This window comes from Brevibacillus sp. NPDC058079 (genome assembly GCF_042885155.1).
Taxonomy (GTDB): domain Bacteria; phylum Bacillota; class Bacilli; order Brevibacillales; family Brevibacillaceae; genus Brevibacillus.
Map to the genome: position 1 here is coordinate 232,910 of NZ_JBHVSO010000006.1, position 15,850 is coordinate 248,759.

The following is a 15,850-nucleotide window of genomic DNA, read 5'->3' on the forward strand; positions in this document are numbered from 1 at the left end:
CATTACAAAGCCTTCAGCGAAAACGAGGACGGATTTTCCGCTCCACGTCAAAGCTGGAGGTTTTTTTTTACGTGTAAGAAAGTTTAATCACTTCACCGTTTCGAAGCGTCATTGCTTAAACTTTCTGGAGCGCATAATGACTTTCCGCTAAAGCGCGGTCGCTCCTCCATGTCCAGGCTTCGATAGAGGTCATTTTATATTTTTTTAAGAACTTTTTTAGATTCTATTAATCCCTTGTTTCTTGGCAGTTTAGGTCTCTCGACTATCCTACAGGTAGTCAAGCAACACCCACTCAACTGATCTAAAGGAGGACCAACTGATGAAAAAGTTTTCCAATAAAATCGCGATCATGATGCTCGCAACTGTTATGGGCACAGCATCCCTTCCTTACGCTGCACTGAACGTGCAAGCAGCTTCCACTCCTCTGAGTGCTCAAGAAATTCAACAAGCCGTTACTGAACTCTCCAAGCTGAAAGTCATGCAAGGCAGTAACATTCACAATCAAGTTACGCGTGCCGAGCTGGCAAAAATGGTTGCACACACCTTTGGCTTGCAAGGTGGCAAAACAGATAAATCCGTAACGTTTACGGATGTGAAAGCAAATGACTGGTTCTATAAATACGCGGTTGATCTGGTATCCCTCGATATCATGCAAGCAAAGGATGGCCAATTCGATCCACGTGGAACCGTGACAGATGCTGAATTCGCGCAAATCGTCGCAAAAGCGCTCAAGCGTGATGTGAAGTCCGTTAACTACTGGGCGGAACGCTTCTTCTCCGCAGACAGCAACGTTACTCGCGGTGAAGCCGCTTATCTGTTGAATGTGGCTCGCCAGGCAATCCCTTCTGATAAAGCGACCATCACGAACGTACAATCCTTGAACGAAATTACATTGATTGTGAAGTTCGACGCTCCGTTGACCGCAGAAAACGAAGCATTTGCCAAAGCAAAAGAAGACTTTGTCTTTAGCGATGGACTGACACTGACCAATATGCCACGTCTGAAAACAGGTTCTACCAATACCTACATCGTGCCGACATCGGTTCAAAAGCCAGGAACCACCTACACCCTGACATACAAAGGGAAAAAGGCGGGCACATTCGCAGGCAATGCAACCAAGATCGACATGACAGAAGTGCGCCAAGTAACAAACGACACGTTTGAAGTTGAGTCCCTGCGAGCAAATGGTGTCATCGATTACGGATATGTCATCTCTGCCTATAGCGGAGGGCGCGGTGCAAATGCATTGGTGCTGGATCAAAACAACAGTGCAGACGGCAAAACGTATCAAATCATTTCTTCCATGCAAGCAAGACAAGTGACCATTACACCGGAAGGCGGACAACCAATCGTTGCGAAATACGTGCCTTTCACACAATCAACAGACGGCAAGCAAGAAATTAAATTCCGTCTCCCAGAAGGCCAAGTCCTGACTCCGGGCGTTACGTACACCATTACGTCCGACTGGGCGAATATCGCGAATCCAACCTTCGTCGCAAAAGAAATCGCTCCGCTCGAAATCAGCGAAGCCAAAGCAGCTAGTGAAACCTCTATCACCGTTAGCCTGACAGAGGACCCAGGAGACGAGCTGTTCTCCGGACGCAGCGTAGAACTTACTAGTGCAGACGGAGAAAAACTGCTGGCGACGTACAAATATTCCAGCCGTAAAGGTACCACAGGCGTGTTTGACATCCAGCAAGATGGTAAACTGAAAGCAGGTACCACATACACGGTAACACCTGTCGGCGATTGGGCTGGCAAATCTTCTGCCGAGCTGACAGTCGAGTAGTCTTTGTATGATGCAGGTATCCAAATCAAAAGAAAGGTGTGGGCTCGCTATACTGCGTATTGGTCTTATGACGATCGCCATCGTACTGACTGGGTGTGAGATGAATTGGAATACCCTCTTGACGAGTGGCGAGCAGCAAGCAACCCAGGCGGTGAAAGTTGAAATGGATAAGCTGAATCAAGCCTTATTGACAGCAACTAGTCAAGGAGACAAAGCAGCGATTGAGAGGCTGCTTGCAGAAGGCGCGGATATTGACGCTACCGATAGTAGAGGTCGCACTTCTGCTATGATCGCGGTCCACTCTGCTCAACTCGACATTTTCAACTTGTTGGTTGAACGCAGAGCCAACATCAACATCCGAGACAACAACTTAGACAATCCCCTGCTCTTCGCAAGCGCAGCAGGCCAGCTCGCATTCGTAAAAGCCTCGATAGCAGCAGGTGCCGACACTACCATTACGAACGGTTTTGGCGGAACGGCCTTGATTCCTGCGGCTGATCGTGGACATGTCGAGATCGTCAAGGAACTGCTCACCACCTCTGATGTCAACATTGATCACGTCAACAGATTGGGCTGGACCGCTCTCTTAGAAGCAGTGATTTTGGGCGATGGTGGCAAGAAGCATCAGGAAATCGTGAAGCTCCTGATCGAGCACAATGCCAATGTCAATCTCGCTGATCACGATGGCGTGACGCCTCTCGGGCATTCGAAGAAGCATGGCTACAAAGAAATGATTGAAATGCTCACACAGGCTGGCGGTAAATAAGAAAATACCCGAAAGTCGATTTTTTGAACTACCTAATTGAAGAAGCAAAGGATAGGATCGTCAGAACTCATCTGACCCCTATCCTTTTTCTTATTTTCTAGACCAAAAGACCCTACAAAACTCAAAACTTTTTCTATATTCAGGCGTCAATTACTAGTGGACTATTCCAATATACCTAGACCATTTTGATAGGAGCCTGTTTTACATGACCGTCAGCTCGTATACATCTATTCTGGAAACGGACAAACGAATCCGAAAAGCTTCTCCTAACCTTGAACCCAAGGTGGAAATGTACAAGCTCTTTCTTACTTCTACAGACGCTATTGAAATTCACATGAATAACCTAACGCATCCTTTGACTACCATCAGAATCTATGACATCCATCGAACAAAACTCGCAGAAGCTGAATATAGTCCGAACGCCCCCATCATCCTTCCCTTTTTTCCGGTGGAAGATGGTCTTTACTACGTGCAGCTGACGATTGGGCCTGATCCAGACCCGCAACACACCTATCAACTGCACGTGGATAAGTACAAGCGCCTATCGGGGATCATCAATCAATCGGAGGAATTTCCCGCAGAAAATGGTCCGTACATGATCGGACCAGCAGATGTCATCATAGCTGCTGGGACTTCAATCAGCTTTGAAGCAGGTACATCCATCAACGTACGCTGCCAAAACAAGATCGTCGTCCAAAACGGTGCCTCTATTTCTTTTCGCGGAGAATCAGACAAACCCATCGTCGTCATCGGCGCCATTGACGATGCAACCGCACACCGTTGGAATCAGCTCGTGTTATCTCCCTTGGCTGAGGCAACCTTCCAGCACATCATTGTGCAATACGACAACGACGAAGATGGCGTGGACTTCCTGACATCAGCAGCCCCATTCGTGGCGATCGCCTCATCCGTTGAAGAATTCGAGTCAACCGTTGCCAAAACGAACTATGTGGAGCGGGCCGCAGTCGTGTCTCCCTCTTCTCGCCTGGACTTCATCAAATCTTGGTTCCAGCAGTCCAGTCCTTATCGCTTCCATATTTTTGGCGACCTCTTGCCTGAGCTTTACTTCGGCATTGATGTCACCACCTTTGCGCGATGGGAAACGGATACGAATCGGATTAATGAAGAACGCGTAGAAGCTGGTGAAATCAATTACTGGGATTTTGTTAACGGCAACTTCACTGCCGATTTGATAGAAGCTACGTATCTGTTTGCCAATAATGAGAGCAGCCCGGAGCTGCGAATCCAACGATTGATTGATTTTCTGTTCATCGCGCAAAAATGGAGGAGAAAACATGGGTGCTTCAGCCTGTTTGACATGCTCGATCCGTTCCATGATTACGATGAGGAATTTTACAAAACGTTTGAACAGATGTCGTCCTCCTTCTGGCTCGCGCACAATACGTCCATCATTCACTGGGATACTCTTTCACGAGAACTCGGCATTTGGCAAAATGAAAGTTTCTTCGAACGGCAATTCATCAACTCTGTCATGATTCGCCTGCACTTCGCAGCCGATCTGCCGTTCTCGCTTCCGGGGTATGGAAACAACATTCCACCTGTCGGCTTTCTGGGTATTTCTATTCACTTTGGCCCGTTCCGCTATCCAGAGGATTATCCGGCACCCGAGCCTGAATTCGACGTCAATTACGGCGAACTCTCTACAGCTACCTATGTGAAATTTATGTTCGAATCGTTTCTCAATGGCAAAACGAATCCCGTCTACACGTGGTGGATACCTACGCAAGCGGATAAGGAGCTGTTTCGAACCTTGCAGGAAAAGGGCATCTCGCTGGACTCTCCTCCGGAAGATTGGGACCGCGAATTCGTGCAGCCTGCTAGAAAAACGCTCGAGGAGATTCGGGCATTCTACCTTAACCCTACTGCAAATGAAAGGTTCACCTCCAACTGTTGAGGTCGGGAGAAGCCATGTGACATGACTTTCGAACAGGAGATGATTATTTCGGGGGTTAGACCTTTTTGGCAGTTATGTCTGGAAGTCTTTTGAGGTAGATAATTTTTTGCTTTTGCTTCATCTTCTTGTGTAATCTGTAGGAGTTATTTCGATTTTAGACATCTCGATTCATATTTCAGAGCTTCTTAAGCTGCGTGGAAAGAAGCGCATTTCCAGTCCAAGCGCCTCTGGAGCGGACAGTCAATCCCCCTTGCGGGGCGTAGGCCGAAGCGTAGACTGGAAATGCGCTTCTTTCTCTCACTACAGCTACGAAAAAAAAGCCTCCTCAATCTGAGAAGGCTTCCTCCTTAATTCACAATATTTTTCCCATAGTAAATCTCGTCCATCTCTATTTGCAATTGCTCCGTAATATCCTCCTGCTCCTCCGGTGTCAGCTTTTCCTTCGTGTATCCGAACAAATAATTGTTCAGATCAAATTGCCTGCGCTTGCATTTTGTGTGGAAAATATTATCTTGGTACACATTTACATCAATCATGTGGAACAATTCCTTAATTTCCTCGGGAATATAATTTTGGATCGAACTGATGTCGTGATCGATAAACAGCTTGTATCCATGTATATCCCGGGTAAATCCACGCACCCTGTAATCGATCGTCATCAAGTCTGTATCAAACGAACGAATTAAATAATTGAGTGCTTTGAGCGGAGAAATCTCGCCACAGGTCGAGACGTCAATATCAGCCCGGAACGTACTTATGCCCTCCGTTGGATGGTACTCAGGGTATGTATGCACCGTAATATGACTCTTGTCCAATTGCAGCACCACATTTTCAGGTAAAGGTCCGGGGGATTCCTCATAAGATTCAGTAGGGACTTCTACGACTGGCCCCTCGGATACAAGAAAAGTGACGCTCGCACCTTGTGGTACATAATCTTGTTGCGCGACATTCAGTACGTGTGCGCCGATAATATTCGACACGTTTTTCAGGATATTCGTCAAACGCTCGGCATTGTATTGTTCATCTATGTATTCGATATACGCTTCCCGTTCCGCTTTTGTTTTCGTGTAGCAAATATCGTACATGTTGAAGCTGAGTGACTTGGTCAAATTGTTGAAGCCATGCAGCGTAACGTTTTGTTCTGTTTTTTGTTCCAAGCGTCATTTCCCCCTGTGATAGCATCCAAAACTCATTCGCTCTTACTTTTTCCTCCATCTCCTTCATAAATACCCATTACTTTTGTCCTACTTAAAAATGATTCAATAGCATTAGGAAAACTTTACAGGATATGGTTCTAATCCCCTGCGTTTAGTGATAAAATATCGAAGTGTGTCAAATTTTAGAAGAAAGGGGGAAATTATCATGCATTGGTATACAAGTGTGTTAAAGCAATACGTTGCTTTTACAGGAAGAGCTAGACGTCAAGAATATTGGATGTTCACTTTGTTCAACATCATCGTATCTATGGTAATTGCTCTCGTAGACTATTTAATTGGTACAGGATCAATTTTGGGCATGATCTATTCATTGGCTGTTTTACTGCCTAGTTTGAGCGTAACTGCACGCCGATTGCACGATACTGGAAGAAGCGGTTGGTGGATCCTTCTCTCGTTAATTCCTTTTATCGGTGCCATTATTTTGCTCGTATTCTTGTGCCAAGACAGCCAAGGAGACAACAAATACGGTGCGAATCCAAAAACTTCGCAATCCTTCTAATGTCTCCATCGCCTCTCCCCAAAGGGAGAGGTTTTTTTATTTTTGGTCCAAAGAAAAAACGGCCGTTCGGGACTCCCCAAATGCCGTTTGATCCATTACCTTTTTACGCCTCGTCCCAAAAACGTCGCAAGTTGTCCATTCCGATCTTAGACCCTTCTCGACAATCCTCCATGCCTTCGAACTCGACCGTGATATAGCCATCATAGCCGGACTGCTTAACCAGCTTGACAACCTCGCGGATGTTAATGTCGCCTTGTCCGACTATCGCTCCACGCAGGAAGTTGCCATTGACGGTCTTGAACCATTTGCCTGCGCCTGGATCATGGTAGGATGGACGGAAGTAGAAATCTTTGAAATGCACGAGCGAAGCGTAAGGCAGATTTTTTTGCACACCGACCAACGAAGCCTCGTCTACACACATGAAGTTTCCGATATCCAGCGTCGTTTTGAAATTCGGGCGGTTGACCTCATGCAAGACACGCTGCACGCGATCACTTGCCTGCACCAGCCAGCCGTGATTCTCGATTGTCGTCGTTATTCCGAATTGCGCGGCATAATCAGCGATTCGGCGGCTTCCCTCGACCATCTCAGCCAAATGCTTTTCAAAGTACTCGATCGTCGTCTCCTCTACGGGAACAGTAAAGGCGGACACATCGTGGCGCATATGCTTGATACCCATGCGGTGCAGCAGATCGACATGTGTTTTTACACGTGCGACTTCTGCTTCGAAGGCTTCTTCGTCTGGTTGAATAAAGTTGGTCGGCATCGAGTAGTTGGACAGCTCAATCCCTACCGCTTTTGCCTTATCCCGAACAGCGTCTGCCAATTCGTAGTTATCGACCAGTGTAAAACCGTACGGCACGATTTCCATGTGCTCGCCACCGTTATCCGCGATCCATTGCACGACATCCAGTACATCCATTTCCCCAGCTCGTATTGCTGTTAGCAGACTGTAAGTGCTCAATCCAATTTTCATCAGTTCCACCTCATTCGATTTATTGTATAGAAAGGCTGCTGCTCATCATGATGAGAAATGCACCTTGTTGATAGTCACGACTTGCTTGAGACAATGGGATTCATAGGCTGCCTTCACCACTTCGAGTGTCCGCAGTCCATCCTCTCCTGTAATAGACGGAGGTCGGCCTTCCATGACATTTTGCACAAAATCGGCGATAAGCCGCTCATCCATATCCACAGCCCAAGGTAAATATTGGAGCTTCGAATCGCGGTCATTGTAATAGAGCGCGTGTTGCTTGAACACATCGACGTCCAACGTGCCTTTGGTGCCGACAATCCGCATCGTCACATCTCCCCACGTCGGGAACGTCTTCGGCCGCGACCAGCTCGGATCAATTCCAACGATCACGCCAGACTCCATTTCCACGGAAACCAGGCCACAATCCTCTACCTCAATCTCGTAAAAGCGTGTGTCCAGCTCCGCATAGACGCTTTTTACTTCTTCTTGGAGCATCCAGCGTACGAGGTCCATCAGATGGACGATGTGATCCGTCGCTGCCCCACCGCCAGACAGCTCTTTTTCAATGAACCAGCCACCTGGCATTTGTCCGTGGTTCGTGCCATCGATGGCGAGAATGTCTCCGAGAGCACCTGACTGAACGATTTGTTTGACGCTTTCCATCACAGGTGCAAAACGAACAGGGTAGGCAACCTGAAGCATGACACCTTCCTCTTTGCAAGCCTGAATCATTTCGCGTGCATCGGCAATCTCGGTGGCAATTGGTTTCTCGCACAGAATGTGCTTTTTCGCTCGCGCTACCGCAATCACGTGCTCCTTGTGCTTGGCATTTTCCGAGCAAATAATGACCGCGTCGATACCGGATTGCAAAAAGGCTTGCAGATCTTCGTAAAAATCAAGCTGGTAGGCAGTCGCCATTTCCTCTCCACGGCGCGAGTCATCATCCCAGACTGCTATCAGCTGCGCATCCGGGTGCTTTTGCAAATAAGTAGCGTAGCTATGCGCATGCATATGGGCGAAGCTGATGATTCCTACCTTCATCCCTCGTCACCTCCGTGCATGAGCTTCACTGGTTGTCCCGTCTTGACCGATTTTCTCGCCGCTGAAGCGATATCGAGAGCAGCGAGCAGATCACGAGAATGCAGACGTGGCCCTTCCTCTTTCTGTACACAGCGAATGAAATGCTCCCGCTGTCGCTGCATCAGGTCCATCCCTTGGAATGTTGTCGATAGAAACTGCTCTCCCCGACTCCAGCGAATAGGGGTGCTTTCCCGGCTATCATGCTCAATCATTCCTTGATCACCAGTAAGCTCAAAGGAAGTATGTTCTGTCCCCTCCGCCCAAGATAGCTCTACATGAGCAATTGCCCCGCCTGCCATTCGGAGCATGACCAGCGCATAATGAACGATCTGTCCTGACTCATTCTTGCGCTTGACCTCACGCGCCATCACTCGCTCAACCTCGCCGAACGTCCAGCGTAGCCAATCAAATTCACGCATTCCAAGCGCTTGAAAAATGCATTTTCCTACATTTTCAGCCGATGCAGAAGCACCTCTTCGCAAGCGAATGACACCTGCTTTTCCGATGGCCCCATTCTTTAATTGCTCGTGGGCTTGCTCGTATTCTGGAGCAAAACGCAGCGTATTTGTGAATTGCAGCACGACATCCTGCTGATCGCACAAACTGATTCCTTCACGCCCTAGAGCAGAACCTTCTGCGCATAAAATATGCTTTCCCGCCTGGGCAGCAAGCGTCACCCATGGGTCAGAGCTGTTCGTAATCGAGCCAATATCCACGATATCCACTTCTGTTCCCTGCAAGATTTCGCGCAAAGAAGACAAGGTGTCCGCCACACCTACAATCTCTGCCTCTTTGATCCGAAGCCAAGCTTGTGACTCTTTGACGCTTGTTCCCGTTTCCCCTGCGACTACAACTTTTACCATGATCCCGCTCCCCCTTTCCTCGAGCTTTGTGGACTGCTCGACACAACCCTCTTATAGCGAAAACTGAAACGTATCCTGCAATAAAACAGCGGCAGCTCCTGCGACCTCTACATTTTCACCCAACGAATTCGGCCGAATCTCTAGTTCCTCCGTCAGGATTCCATGCGCGTATTCCCCTACGTAGTCTTTTACTTTGGCAATCAATAGCTCATTTTCGAAGGCAATCTCACCGCCCAGAATAATGACCTCCGGATTGAACAAATGAATCAGATTGACCAGCCCCGAAGCCAAATAAGAAGCGGTTTCCTCCAAAATGCTGACCGCAAGCGGGTCCTGCTCCTCCAAAGCCTGACGAAATACCGCAGGAGTAATCCGGCCAACATCCTGCTCCACCAAATCCGAGATGCGGCTCGTCTTTCCTTTCGCAAGCGAGGAGACCAGCTTGGAGTAAATCGTTGGCCAGCTCACGTAATTTTCCAGACAGCCTACATTTCCGCAGTCGCACCGCACACCTGCCCGATCAATCGTGGTATGACCGAACTCACCGGCCCCGCCTTTAAAGCCCCTGTAGATGGCACCGTTCATCAAAATACTGGCTCCCAATCCATCGCCAATCGTGACATACAGCATGTTTTGATAATGACTGAAATCCCCGATAGTCTTCTCGGCGAGCAAATACGCATTCGTGTCGTTATCCAGCCAGGTTTTCAACTGGAAACGCTGCTCGATCATTTCTTTAACAGGGGCGTTCTGCAAGCGGAGCTTTGGATTGTAGCGAATCACTCCATGGACCGAGTCCACGATGCCTTGTGTGACAATCGAGATTCCCATGCATGTCTCCAGACTCGCGGCTCCACGCAAAAATTGCTCAATGATGTCCATCAAATAAGCGAGGACGCTCTCCCCTTGGTACGGCTTGATCGAGTGAACTTCCTTTCGTTTGACCACAGCTTCCAGATTCATTTCGGCAATGGTAATCTTCGAGCCAGAGATCGAAATGCCGATCAGAAAGCGACTATCAGGAGAAAACTGGACCAATATCGGTTTTCGTCCGCCATTTGACTCTCCTGTTCCCACCTCGCATACGAACGAGTCACGAATCAGCTCACTGACAGCCGAGGTCACGGTAGTAGGACTCAGTTTGTTCCGCTTCGCTATTTCACTCCGGGAAATGGGGCCGTAATGACGGATCGTATCTAATATGATGGAGCGATTCAGTTCTTGGATCAGCTTTAAATCACCCGTCCTACGCATGTAACCATCCCTTTTATTCAAATCACAAATGGCAGGCGACAAAATGATTTCGGTTTGCCGCTTCCCGCAATGCAGGTGGTGTCGTCTTGCATATGTCCATCACGAACGGACAGCGCGTATGAAACAGACAGCCTGACGGCGGATTCACCGGGCTCGGCACATCTCCCTGCAAAATGATCCGCTCCCGCTTTGCCCGTGGATCAGGAATCGGAACTGAAGAGAGCAGCGCTTTTGTATATGGATGCCCGGGATTGGCAAAAATCGTTTCCTTCGGGCCGGATTCTACGAGACTCCCCAAATACATCACGCCGATCTTGTCGCTAATATGCTCGACCACGCTCAAATCGTGGGAAATAAACAAATAGGTCAAATGAAATTCTTCCTGCAAATCTTTTAGCAAATTCAAGATTTGCGATTGAATCGACACATCGAGGGCAGAGACTGGCTCATCCGCGACGATCAGCTTCGGCTTCAAAATCAAGGCGCGAGCGATTCCGATGCGCTGCCGTTGCCCTCCGCTGAATTCATGGGCGAATTTCTCCGCATGATAGCTGGAGAGCCCGACGACCTCGAGCATTTCGGCGACAATCCGATCCCGCTCTTGGGTAGACAGCTTCGTATGAATGAGAAGAGGCTCTGCTACCACATCGCGAATTTTCATCCGCGGATTCAGCGAGGCGTACGGGTCCTGAAAAACCATCTGTACCTGCTTGCGCACTTCCCGCAGCTTCGTTTCGTTCATCTTGGAGATTTCTTCTCCGTTGATCCAAATCTTGCCCTCGTCCGGCATCAAAAGTCGTGTGACCAAGCGCCCTGTCGTCGACTTGCCGCAGCCACTCTCTCCGACCAGACTGAACGTCTCGCCTTCCTTGATCTCAAACGAAACATGATTTACGGCTTTTACGCTTTTTTTGCTGCTTAATAGACCGCTATCAATCGGGAACGTTTTTTTGATACCGTCTACCACGACCAGTGATTTAGACATGAACATCCCTACCTTCCTCTTGATAGAGCCAGCAGCGGCAAGAACGTTCCACTCCCACCGTCGTAATGGTGGGCTCCTTTTCCCAACAAACAGGCATGACGTCCTTGCAGCGCGGAGCGAATTTGCAGCCCTTCGGCATATTGTTTGGTGTCGGTACGTTGCCCGGAACCGAATCCAGCCGCGCGCGCTTCTGCCCGATTTTGGGGACAGAGCCGATCAAGCCTTTGGTATACGGATGCTTGGGTTCATCGAACAAGTCGTAAACAGATGCTTCCTCCACGACACGCCCTGCGTACATGACCACGACACGGTTGCACATCTCTGCCACGACGCCGAGATCATGCGTGATCAACAGCATCGACATATGCTCTTCAGCCTGAAGCTGCTTCATTACGTCGAGGATTTGGGCTTGTATCGTAACATCTAGTGCCGTCGTTGGCTCATCGGCGATCAACAGGTTGGGATTGCAAGACATCGCCATCGCAATCATGATGCGCTGTCGCATACCGCCAGAGAGCTGATGCGGATACTCCCCCATAGTTTCGCTTGGTCGCGGAATGCCCACCTTTGTCAGCATGCTCACTGCTTGTTCTCGCGCCTTTTGGTCGGAGTAGCCGAGATGCAAACGAATGGCTTCCATCAATTGCTCTCCGATTTTCATCACCGGGTTGAGCGAGGTCATCGGCTCCTGAAAAATCATCGAGATTTCTTTTCCGCGAATACGGCGCATATCACTCTCCGAAATCGAGAGCAAATTCGTACCGTTGTAAACAATCTCGCCATTGGTAATCTCACCAGTCGTGTCCTTGAACAGGCGCATGATCGACAAGGAGGTCACACTCTTGCCACAGCCCGATTCGCCAACCAGTCCAAGCACCTCGCCTTTTTTTATATGAAAGCTGACATGATCGAGGACGACTGTCTTCTGGTTGTCTCTCGTAAATTGCGTCTGCAGATGCTTTACTTCCATGATGTTCTCACTCATCTGCCCCATCTCCCTCGCTTAGTTCTTCGTTTTCGGGTCCAAAATATCGCGCAAGCCATCCCCAACCAGGTTGAACGCCAGCACGGTCAAAAAGATCGCAATCCCGGGAATGATGACCACATGAGGAGAAGTGGCGAGATAATCACGCCCCATACTGAGCATCGCCCCCCAGTCGGGACTCTCCGGCTTTGCCCCCAGACCGAGAAAGCTGAGACTGGATGCTGCCAAGATCGAGGTACCGATCCGCATGGAAAAAAAGACGATCATACTAGAGACGGTCTCTGGAAAGATGTGCCGGAAAATAATCCGGCTGCTTTTTGCCCCCATAGACCGCGCCGCTTCTACAAACACCGCTTCCTTGGCAGCCAATGTATTGCCGCGAATCAAACGAGCAAACGATGGGATACTGAACACCGCGACCGCTACGACGACATTCGTTAATCCCGGGCCGAGGATCGCAACAATGGCGATTGCGAGCAGCAAGTCGGGAAAAGCAAACATGACGTCACTCCACCGCATGATGAGGCGATCCAGCCACCCGCCGTAATATCCGCTAATCAAGCCTAATACCGTTCCAACCACTGCGCCGACCACCACAGAAGAAAAGCTGACGCCAAGAGAGATACCCGTTCCTACAATGATGCGGCTCAAAATATCCCGTCCGTATTCATCTGTCCCTGCCCAATGTTCCATGGAAGGAGTCTGCAACGTCACATCATAGTTCGGCTCGTACGGATCATACGGTGCGATCCATGGGCCAAACAGTGCTATCACAAACAAAAACAAGATAAAAAACCCAGCCCAGAATGCTGTCTTTTGCTTTTTCCACTTCTTCCAAAACTCGCGGGCTCGGGATTTCTTTTCCGTGGGAACTACAACGTTATGCCCGATTTCTTTTACTACCTCCATTTACGTCACCTCCTTGCCATTAGCTGTCATAACGGATTTTCGGATTCAGTGCCTTGTACAAGATGTCTACCAGCAGATTCACGAGAATGAACTCCAGTGAAAACAACAGGATGACTGCCTGTACGACCGGATAATCGCGAAAAGCAATGGAATCGATCAACAGACGCCCCATACCTGGAATGCTAAACACCGTCTCTACGACAACCGATCCGCCTAGCAAAAAGCCGAATTGCAATCCGGCGATGGTCACGACCGGAATCATCGAATTTTTCAGGGCGTGCTTGCGAACGACTACGGATTCCTTCAACCCTTTTGCCCGACCTGTTCGGATAAAATCTTCCTTTAATGTTTCGAGCAGGGAGGAACGGGTAAAACGAGCCAGCATCGACATGATTCCTGCTCCCAAGGTTAACGAGGGGAGCACGTAGCTTTTCCAGCTCTCGACCCCACCTGTGGGAAACCAGCCCAGCGTGACAGAAAAAACCTGTATGAGAATGAGCCCCAGCCAAAATCCAGGCAAGGAAATACCAGAAATCGCCGTCAGCATCCCTACGTAGTCCGGCCATTTATTGCGGAAAACAGCAGAGATCGTCCCAATCAACAGTCCGAGCACCAAGGCCCAGCCCAGGCTCATAAATGTCAACGTCATCGTTACAGAAAAACGGTTTTCAAACATATCGCTAATGGGAAGCCCTGTCTTCAGGGAGTGTCCCAAATTTCCTGTCAGCAGGTTTTGCATGTAGTTGACGTACTGGGTAAGCAATGGCTTATCCAGGCCCAACTCCTGACGCACCCGCTCGATCTCTTCCAAGGTCGCTTCTTTTCCCGCCGCCAAGCGAACAGGATCACCCGGAACTAGATGGATAAAGAAGAAAATGAGCAATGACACGACAAAAATAATCGGGATGATCTCGATGAGTCTCTTCACGATATAACGGAACATGGTACGGTTCCTCCTAAAAGAAAAGCAGCGCCCAGCGGCAGACAATGCCCGAACGCTGCTTCAAGTATTATTGGAACGCCGCTTCTCTTACATAGATGCCGCCACTCGGTGTGATATAAACACCGTTCACGTTCGCGCGTTTTCCGTACAAGATTTCATCGACTGCGAGGAAAATCCATGGTGCATCTTTAAACACATTTTCTTGCACGACGCCATACAGCTGCTTTTGCTTGTCTTGGTCTGACGATTGTGTCGCTTCCTTGATGCTTTGGTCGACAAGGTCATTTTTGTAGAAAGCCGTGTTCGCTCCCGCAGGCGGGAAGTTCTCGCTACTAAACAACGAACGCATCGCATTGTCTGGATCAGCAGAGGACCAGCTTACGTACCACATGTTCATTTTTGCTTCTTCTGGCGACTTGATGCCGTAGATTTCATCAGACAGCGTCGCTTCTTCCATCGATTTCACTTCAACGGTGATGCCGACCTTTTGCAATTGCTGCTGAATGAATTGCATGCCCTTCATCGTATCCGAGTTCGTATTGCCCCAGATGTCCGTTGTGAAGCCGTTCTCGTAGCCTGCTTCTTTCAAAAGCTGCTTCGCTTTTTCGATGTTGTATTCATAGGCGCCTTGCTTCGCATAGTGGGCAATCGTCGGGGACATCACGGATTCCAGTTGTGCGCCATACCCGGATTTCACGACTTTAATGAACGCGTCCTTGTCCACTGCATGATTGATCGCTTGGCGTACACGCGGATCATCGAATGGCTTTTTCAACATATTAATCGAGACATAGCGTGTGATCGTAGATGGTGTGCGCTCTACCTTTACTCCCTCTGCTCCGTTCAGTGTCTCTACTTGCTGCTCCGGCAACGGATAAATGACATCGGCCTCACCCGTCTTCAGCATGGCTACGCGGGAGCCGTTTTCAGGAACGGGCTTGTAGACGATTTTACCGACCTTGGCTGCTCCCTTGTTCCAGTGATCTGGATTCAGCTCTACCGTCAGATGGTCACCCTGTACCCATTCCACGAATTTATATGGACCTGTACCGACTGGATTTTTGGTAATGTCTTTGCCGTACTTTTCCAGAGCCGCCGGGCTGATGATTCCGGTCGTGAATTTGTTGATCATCGCGGAAAACGGCTGGTTCAGCGTCACTTTCACTGTGTGCTCGTCGACAACCTCTGTGGACTTGATGTATTTGTAGTTCCGATAGGCTCTCAAGTTGTTGTCTTTGTTGCTCATCCGGTCGAAATTGATTTTGACCGCTTCGGCATTGAATGGTGTGCCGTCATGGAACTTCACGTTTTGCCGGAGCTTGAAGGTGTACGCTGTCGCATCTTCATTAACCGAATATTCAGTCGATAAACCCGGCATGAGCTTCAAATCCTTGTCATAAATCAGAAGCCCTTCAAACATCGCGCTTTGGACACCTGATGACAGTGCATCCCCTGTATTTTGCGGGTCCATCGTGATAAAGTTTTCGTTTACGGCGATGACCATCTGATCCTTTTGCGGCGCTCCCGTCGTTGTCCCCCCATTGGAAGCTGCCGGAGTTCCACTATTACTGCCACTACCACCGCCACTGGAACACCCGAAAAGTAAAGCCACTGAAAAAAGTAAGACGGATGCGGTTCGCAAAAACGATGCTTTTTTCATTTCTTTTCC

General features: G+C 48.9%; 14 protein-coding genes. 4 read left to right on the top strand and 10 right to left on the bottom strand.

What is annotated here, in order from left to right:
* Positions 1-319: 319 nt before the first annotated feature.
* From ACFVS2_RS19330 to ACFVS2_RS19340, 3 genes are all read left to right on the top strand, one after another.
* On the top strand, positions 320-1,789 hold the full coding sequence (locus ACFVS2_RS19330; RefSeq protein WP_390236683.1) for an S-layer homology domain-containing protein: 1,470 nt from the start codon (positions 320-322) through the stop codon (positions 1,787-1,789).
* A gap of 100 nt (positions 1,790-1,889) precedes the next feature.
* Positions 1,890-2,555: an ankyrin repeat domain-containing protein gene (locus tag ACFVS2_RS19335; protein ID WP_390236900.1), complete on the top strand. Its 666-nt coding sequence runs from the start codon at positions 1,890-1,892 to the stop codon at positions 2,553-2,555.
* A gap of 205 nt (positions 2,556-2,760) precedes the next feature.
* Entirely contained in the window at positions 2,761-4,470 is a 1,710-nt protein-coding gene (locus tag ACFVS2_RS19340) for a hypothetical protein (protein WP_173618205.1), read from the top strand.
* Between the two features lie 347 nt (positions 4,471-4,817).
* Here the strand turns inward: ACFVS2_RS19340 and speD are convergent, their stop codons facing one another.
* Positions 4,818-5,627, bottom strand: a complete 810-nt coding sequence (gene speD / locus ACFVS2_RS19345; protein WP_144617709.1) for an adenosylmethionine decarboxylase — start codon at positions 5,625-5,627, stop codon at positions 4,818-4,820.
* 205 nt (positions 5,628-5,832) lie between these two features.
* Between speD and ACFVS2_RS19350 the strand changes: the two genes are divergently transcribed.
* Positions 5,833-6,186: a DUF805 domain-containing protein gene (locus ACFVS2_RS19350; RefSeq protein ID WP_390236685.1), complete on the top strand. Its 354-nt coding sequence runs from the start codon at positions 5,833-5,835 to the stop codon at positions 6,184-6,186.
* A gap of 103 nt (positions 6,187-6,289) precedes the next feature.
* Here the strand turns inward: ACFVS2_RS19350 and ACFVS2_RS19355 are convergent, their stop codons facing one another.
* The 9 genes from ACFVS2_RS19355 to ACFVS2_RS19395 all read right to left on the bottom strand — a co-directional run bounded on the left by ACFVS2_RS19355 (position 6,290) and on the right by ACFVS2_RS19395 (position 15,841).
* Positions 6,290-7,162 (bottom strand): sugar phosphate isomerase/epimerase family protein, encoded by an 873-nt coding sequence (locus ACFVS2_RS19355; protein WP_048031233.1) that lies wholly within the window; start codon positions 7,160-7,162, stop codon positions 6,290-6,292.
* Positions 7,163-7,207: 45 nt separating this feature from the next.
* Positions 7,208-8,203: a Gfo/Idh/MocA family protein gene (locus ACFVS2_RS19360; protein WP_390236687.1), complete on the bottom strand. Its 996-nt coding sequence runs from the start codon at positions 8,201-8,203 to the stop codon at positions 7,208-7,210.
* Positions 8,200-9,105, bottom strand: a complete 906-nt coding sequence (locus ACFVS2_RS19365) for a Gfo/Idh/MocA family protein (protein WP_390236689.1) — start codon at positions 9,103-9,105, stop codon at positions 8,200-8,202. Before ACFVS2_RS19365 ends, ACFVS2_RS19360 begins: the two co-directional genes overlap by 4 nt.
* Before the next feature lie 51 nt (positions 9,106-9,156).
* Positions 9,157-10,359, bottom strand: coding sequence for an ROK family transcriptional regulator (locus ACFVS2_RS19370; protein ID WP_390236691.1), 1,203 nt, complete (start codon positions 10,357-10,359; stop codon positions 9,157-9,159).
* A gap of 22 nt (positions 10,360-10,381) precedes the next feature.
* Positions 10,382-11,344 carry an ABC transporter ATP-binding protein gene (locus ACFVS2_RS19375; RefSeq protein WP_390236693.1) on the bottom strand — a complete coding sequence of 321 codons (963 nt, stop codon included), beginning with the start codon at positions 11,342-11,344 and terminating at the stop codon, positions 10,382-10,384.
* Positions 11,337-12,329, bottom strand: coding sequence for an ABC transporter ATP-binding protein (locus ACFVS2_RS19380; protein ID WP_390236695.1), 993 nt, complete (start codon positions 12,327-12,329; stop codon positions 11,337-11,339). The genes ACFVS2_RS19375 and ACFVS2_RS19380 overlap by 8 nt, the downstream gene beginning before the upstream one ends.
* Positions 12,330-12,347: 18 nt before the next feature.
* Positions 12,348-13,238, bottom strand: a complete 891-nt coding sequence (locus ACFVS2_RS19385; RefSeq protein ID WP_173618213.1) for an ABC transporter permease subunit — start codon at positions 13,236-13,238, stop codon at positions 12,348-12,350.
* 19 nt (positions 13,239-13,257) lie between these two features.
* A complete protein-coding gene (gene nikB / locus ACFVS2_RS19390; RefSeq protein ID WP_173610526.1) occupies positions 13,258-14,181 on the bottom strand; it encodes a nickel ABC transporter permease in 924 nt (307 codons plus the stop codon).
* Between the two features lie 67 nt (positions 14,182-14,248).
* Positions 14,249-15,841 carry a glutathione ABC transporter substrate-binding protein gene (locus ACFVS2_RS19395; protein WP_390236697.1) on the bottom strand — a complete coding sequence of 531 codons (1,593 nt, stop codon included), beginning with the start codon at positions 15,839-15,841 and terminating at the stop codon, positions 14,249-14,251.
* Positions 15,842-15,850: the final 9 nt, after the last annotated feature.

What these genes read in the sequence shown, in the direction of transcription:
- ACFVS2_RS19330 (WP_390236683.1), top strand. Translation starts at nt 320, where the DNA reads ATGAAAAAGTTTTCCAATAAAATCGCGATCATGATGCTCGCAACTGTT.
- ACFVS2_RS19335 (WP_390236900.1), top strand. Translation starts at nt 1,890, where the DNA reads ATGAATTGGAATACCCTCTTGACGAGTGGCGAGCAGCAAGCAACCCAG.
- ACFVS2_RS19340 (WP_173618205.1), top strand. Translation starts at nt 2,761, where the DNA reads ATGACCGTCAGCTCGTATACATCTATTCTGGAAACGGACAAACGAATC.
- ACFVS2_RS19350 (WP_390236685.1), top strand. Translation starts at nt 5,833, where the DNA reads ATGCATTGGTATACAAGTGTGTTAAAGCAATACGTTGCTTTTACAGGA.
- ACFVS2_RS19355 (WP_048031233.1), bottom strand. Translation starts at nt 7,162, where the DNA reads ATGAAAATTGGATTGAGCACTTACAGTCTGCTAACAGCAATACGAGCT.
- ACFVS2_RS19360 (WP_390236687.1), bottom strand. Translation starts at nt 8,203, where the DNA reads ATGAAGGTAGGAATCATCAGCTTCGCCCATATGCATGCGCATAGCTAC.
- ACFVS2_RS19365 (WP_390236689.1), bottom strand. Translation starts at nt 9,105, where the DNA reads ATGGTAAAAGTTGTAGTCGCAGGGGAAACGGGAACAAGCGTCAAAGAG.
- ACFVS2_RS19370 (WP_390236691.1), bottom strand. Translation starts at nt 10,359, where the DNA reads ATGCGTAGGACGGGTGATTTAAAGCTGATCCAAGAACTGAATCGCTCC.
- ACFVS2_RS19375 (WP_390236693.1), bottom strand. Translation starts at nt 11,344, where the DNA reads ATGTCTAAATCACTGGTCGTGGTAGACGGTATCAAAAAAACGTTCCCG.
- ACFVS2_RS19380 (WP_390236695.1), bottom strand. Translation starts at nt 12,329, where the DNA reads ATGAGTGAGAACATCATGGAAGTAAAGCATCTGCAGACGCAATTTACG.
- ACFVS2_RS19385 (WP_173618213.1), bottom strand. Translation starts at nt 13,238, where the DNA reads ATGGAGGTAGTAAAAGAAATCGGGCATAACGTTGTAGTTCCCACGGAA.
- nikB (WP_173610526.1), bottom strand. Translation starts at nt 14,181, where the DNA reads ATGTTCCGTTATATCGTGAAGAGACTCATCGAGATCATCCCGATTATT.
- ACFVS2_RS19395 (WP_390236697.1), bottom strand. Translation starts at nt 15,841, where the DNA reads ATGAAAAAAGCATCGTTTTTGCGAACCGCATCCGTCTTACTTTTTTCA.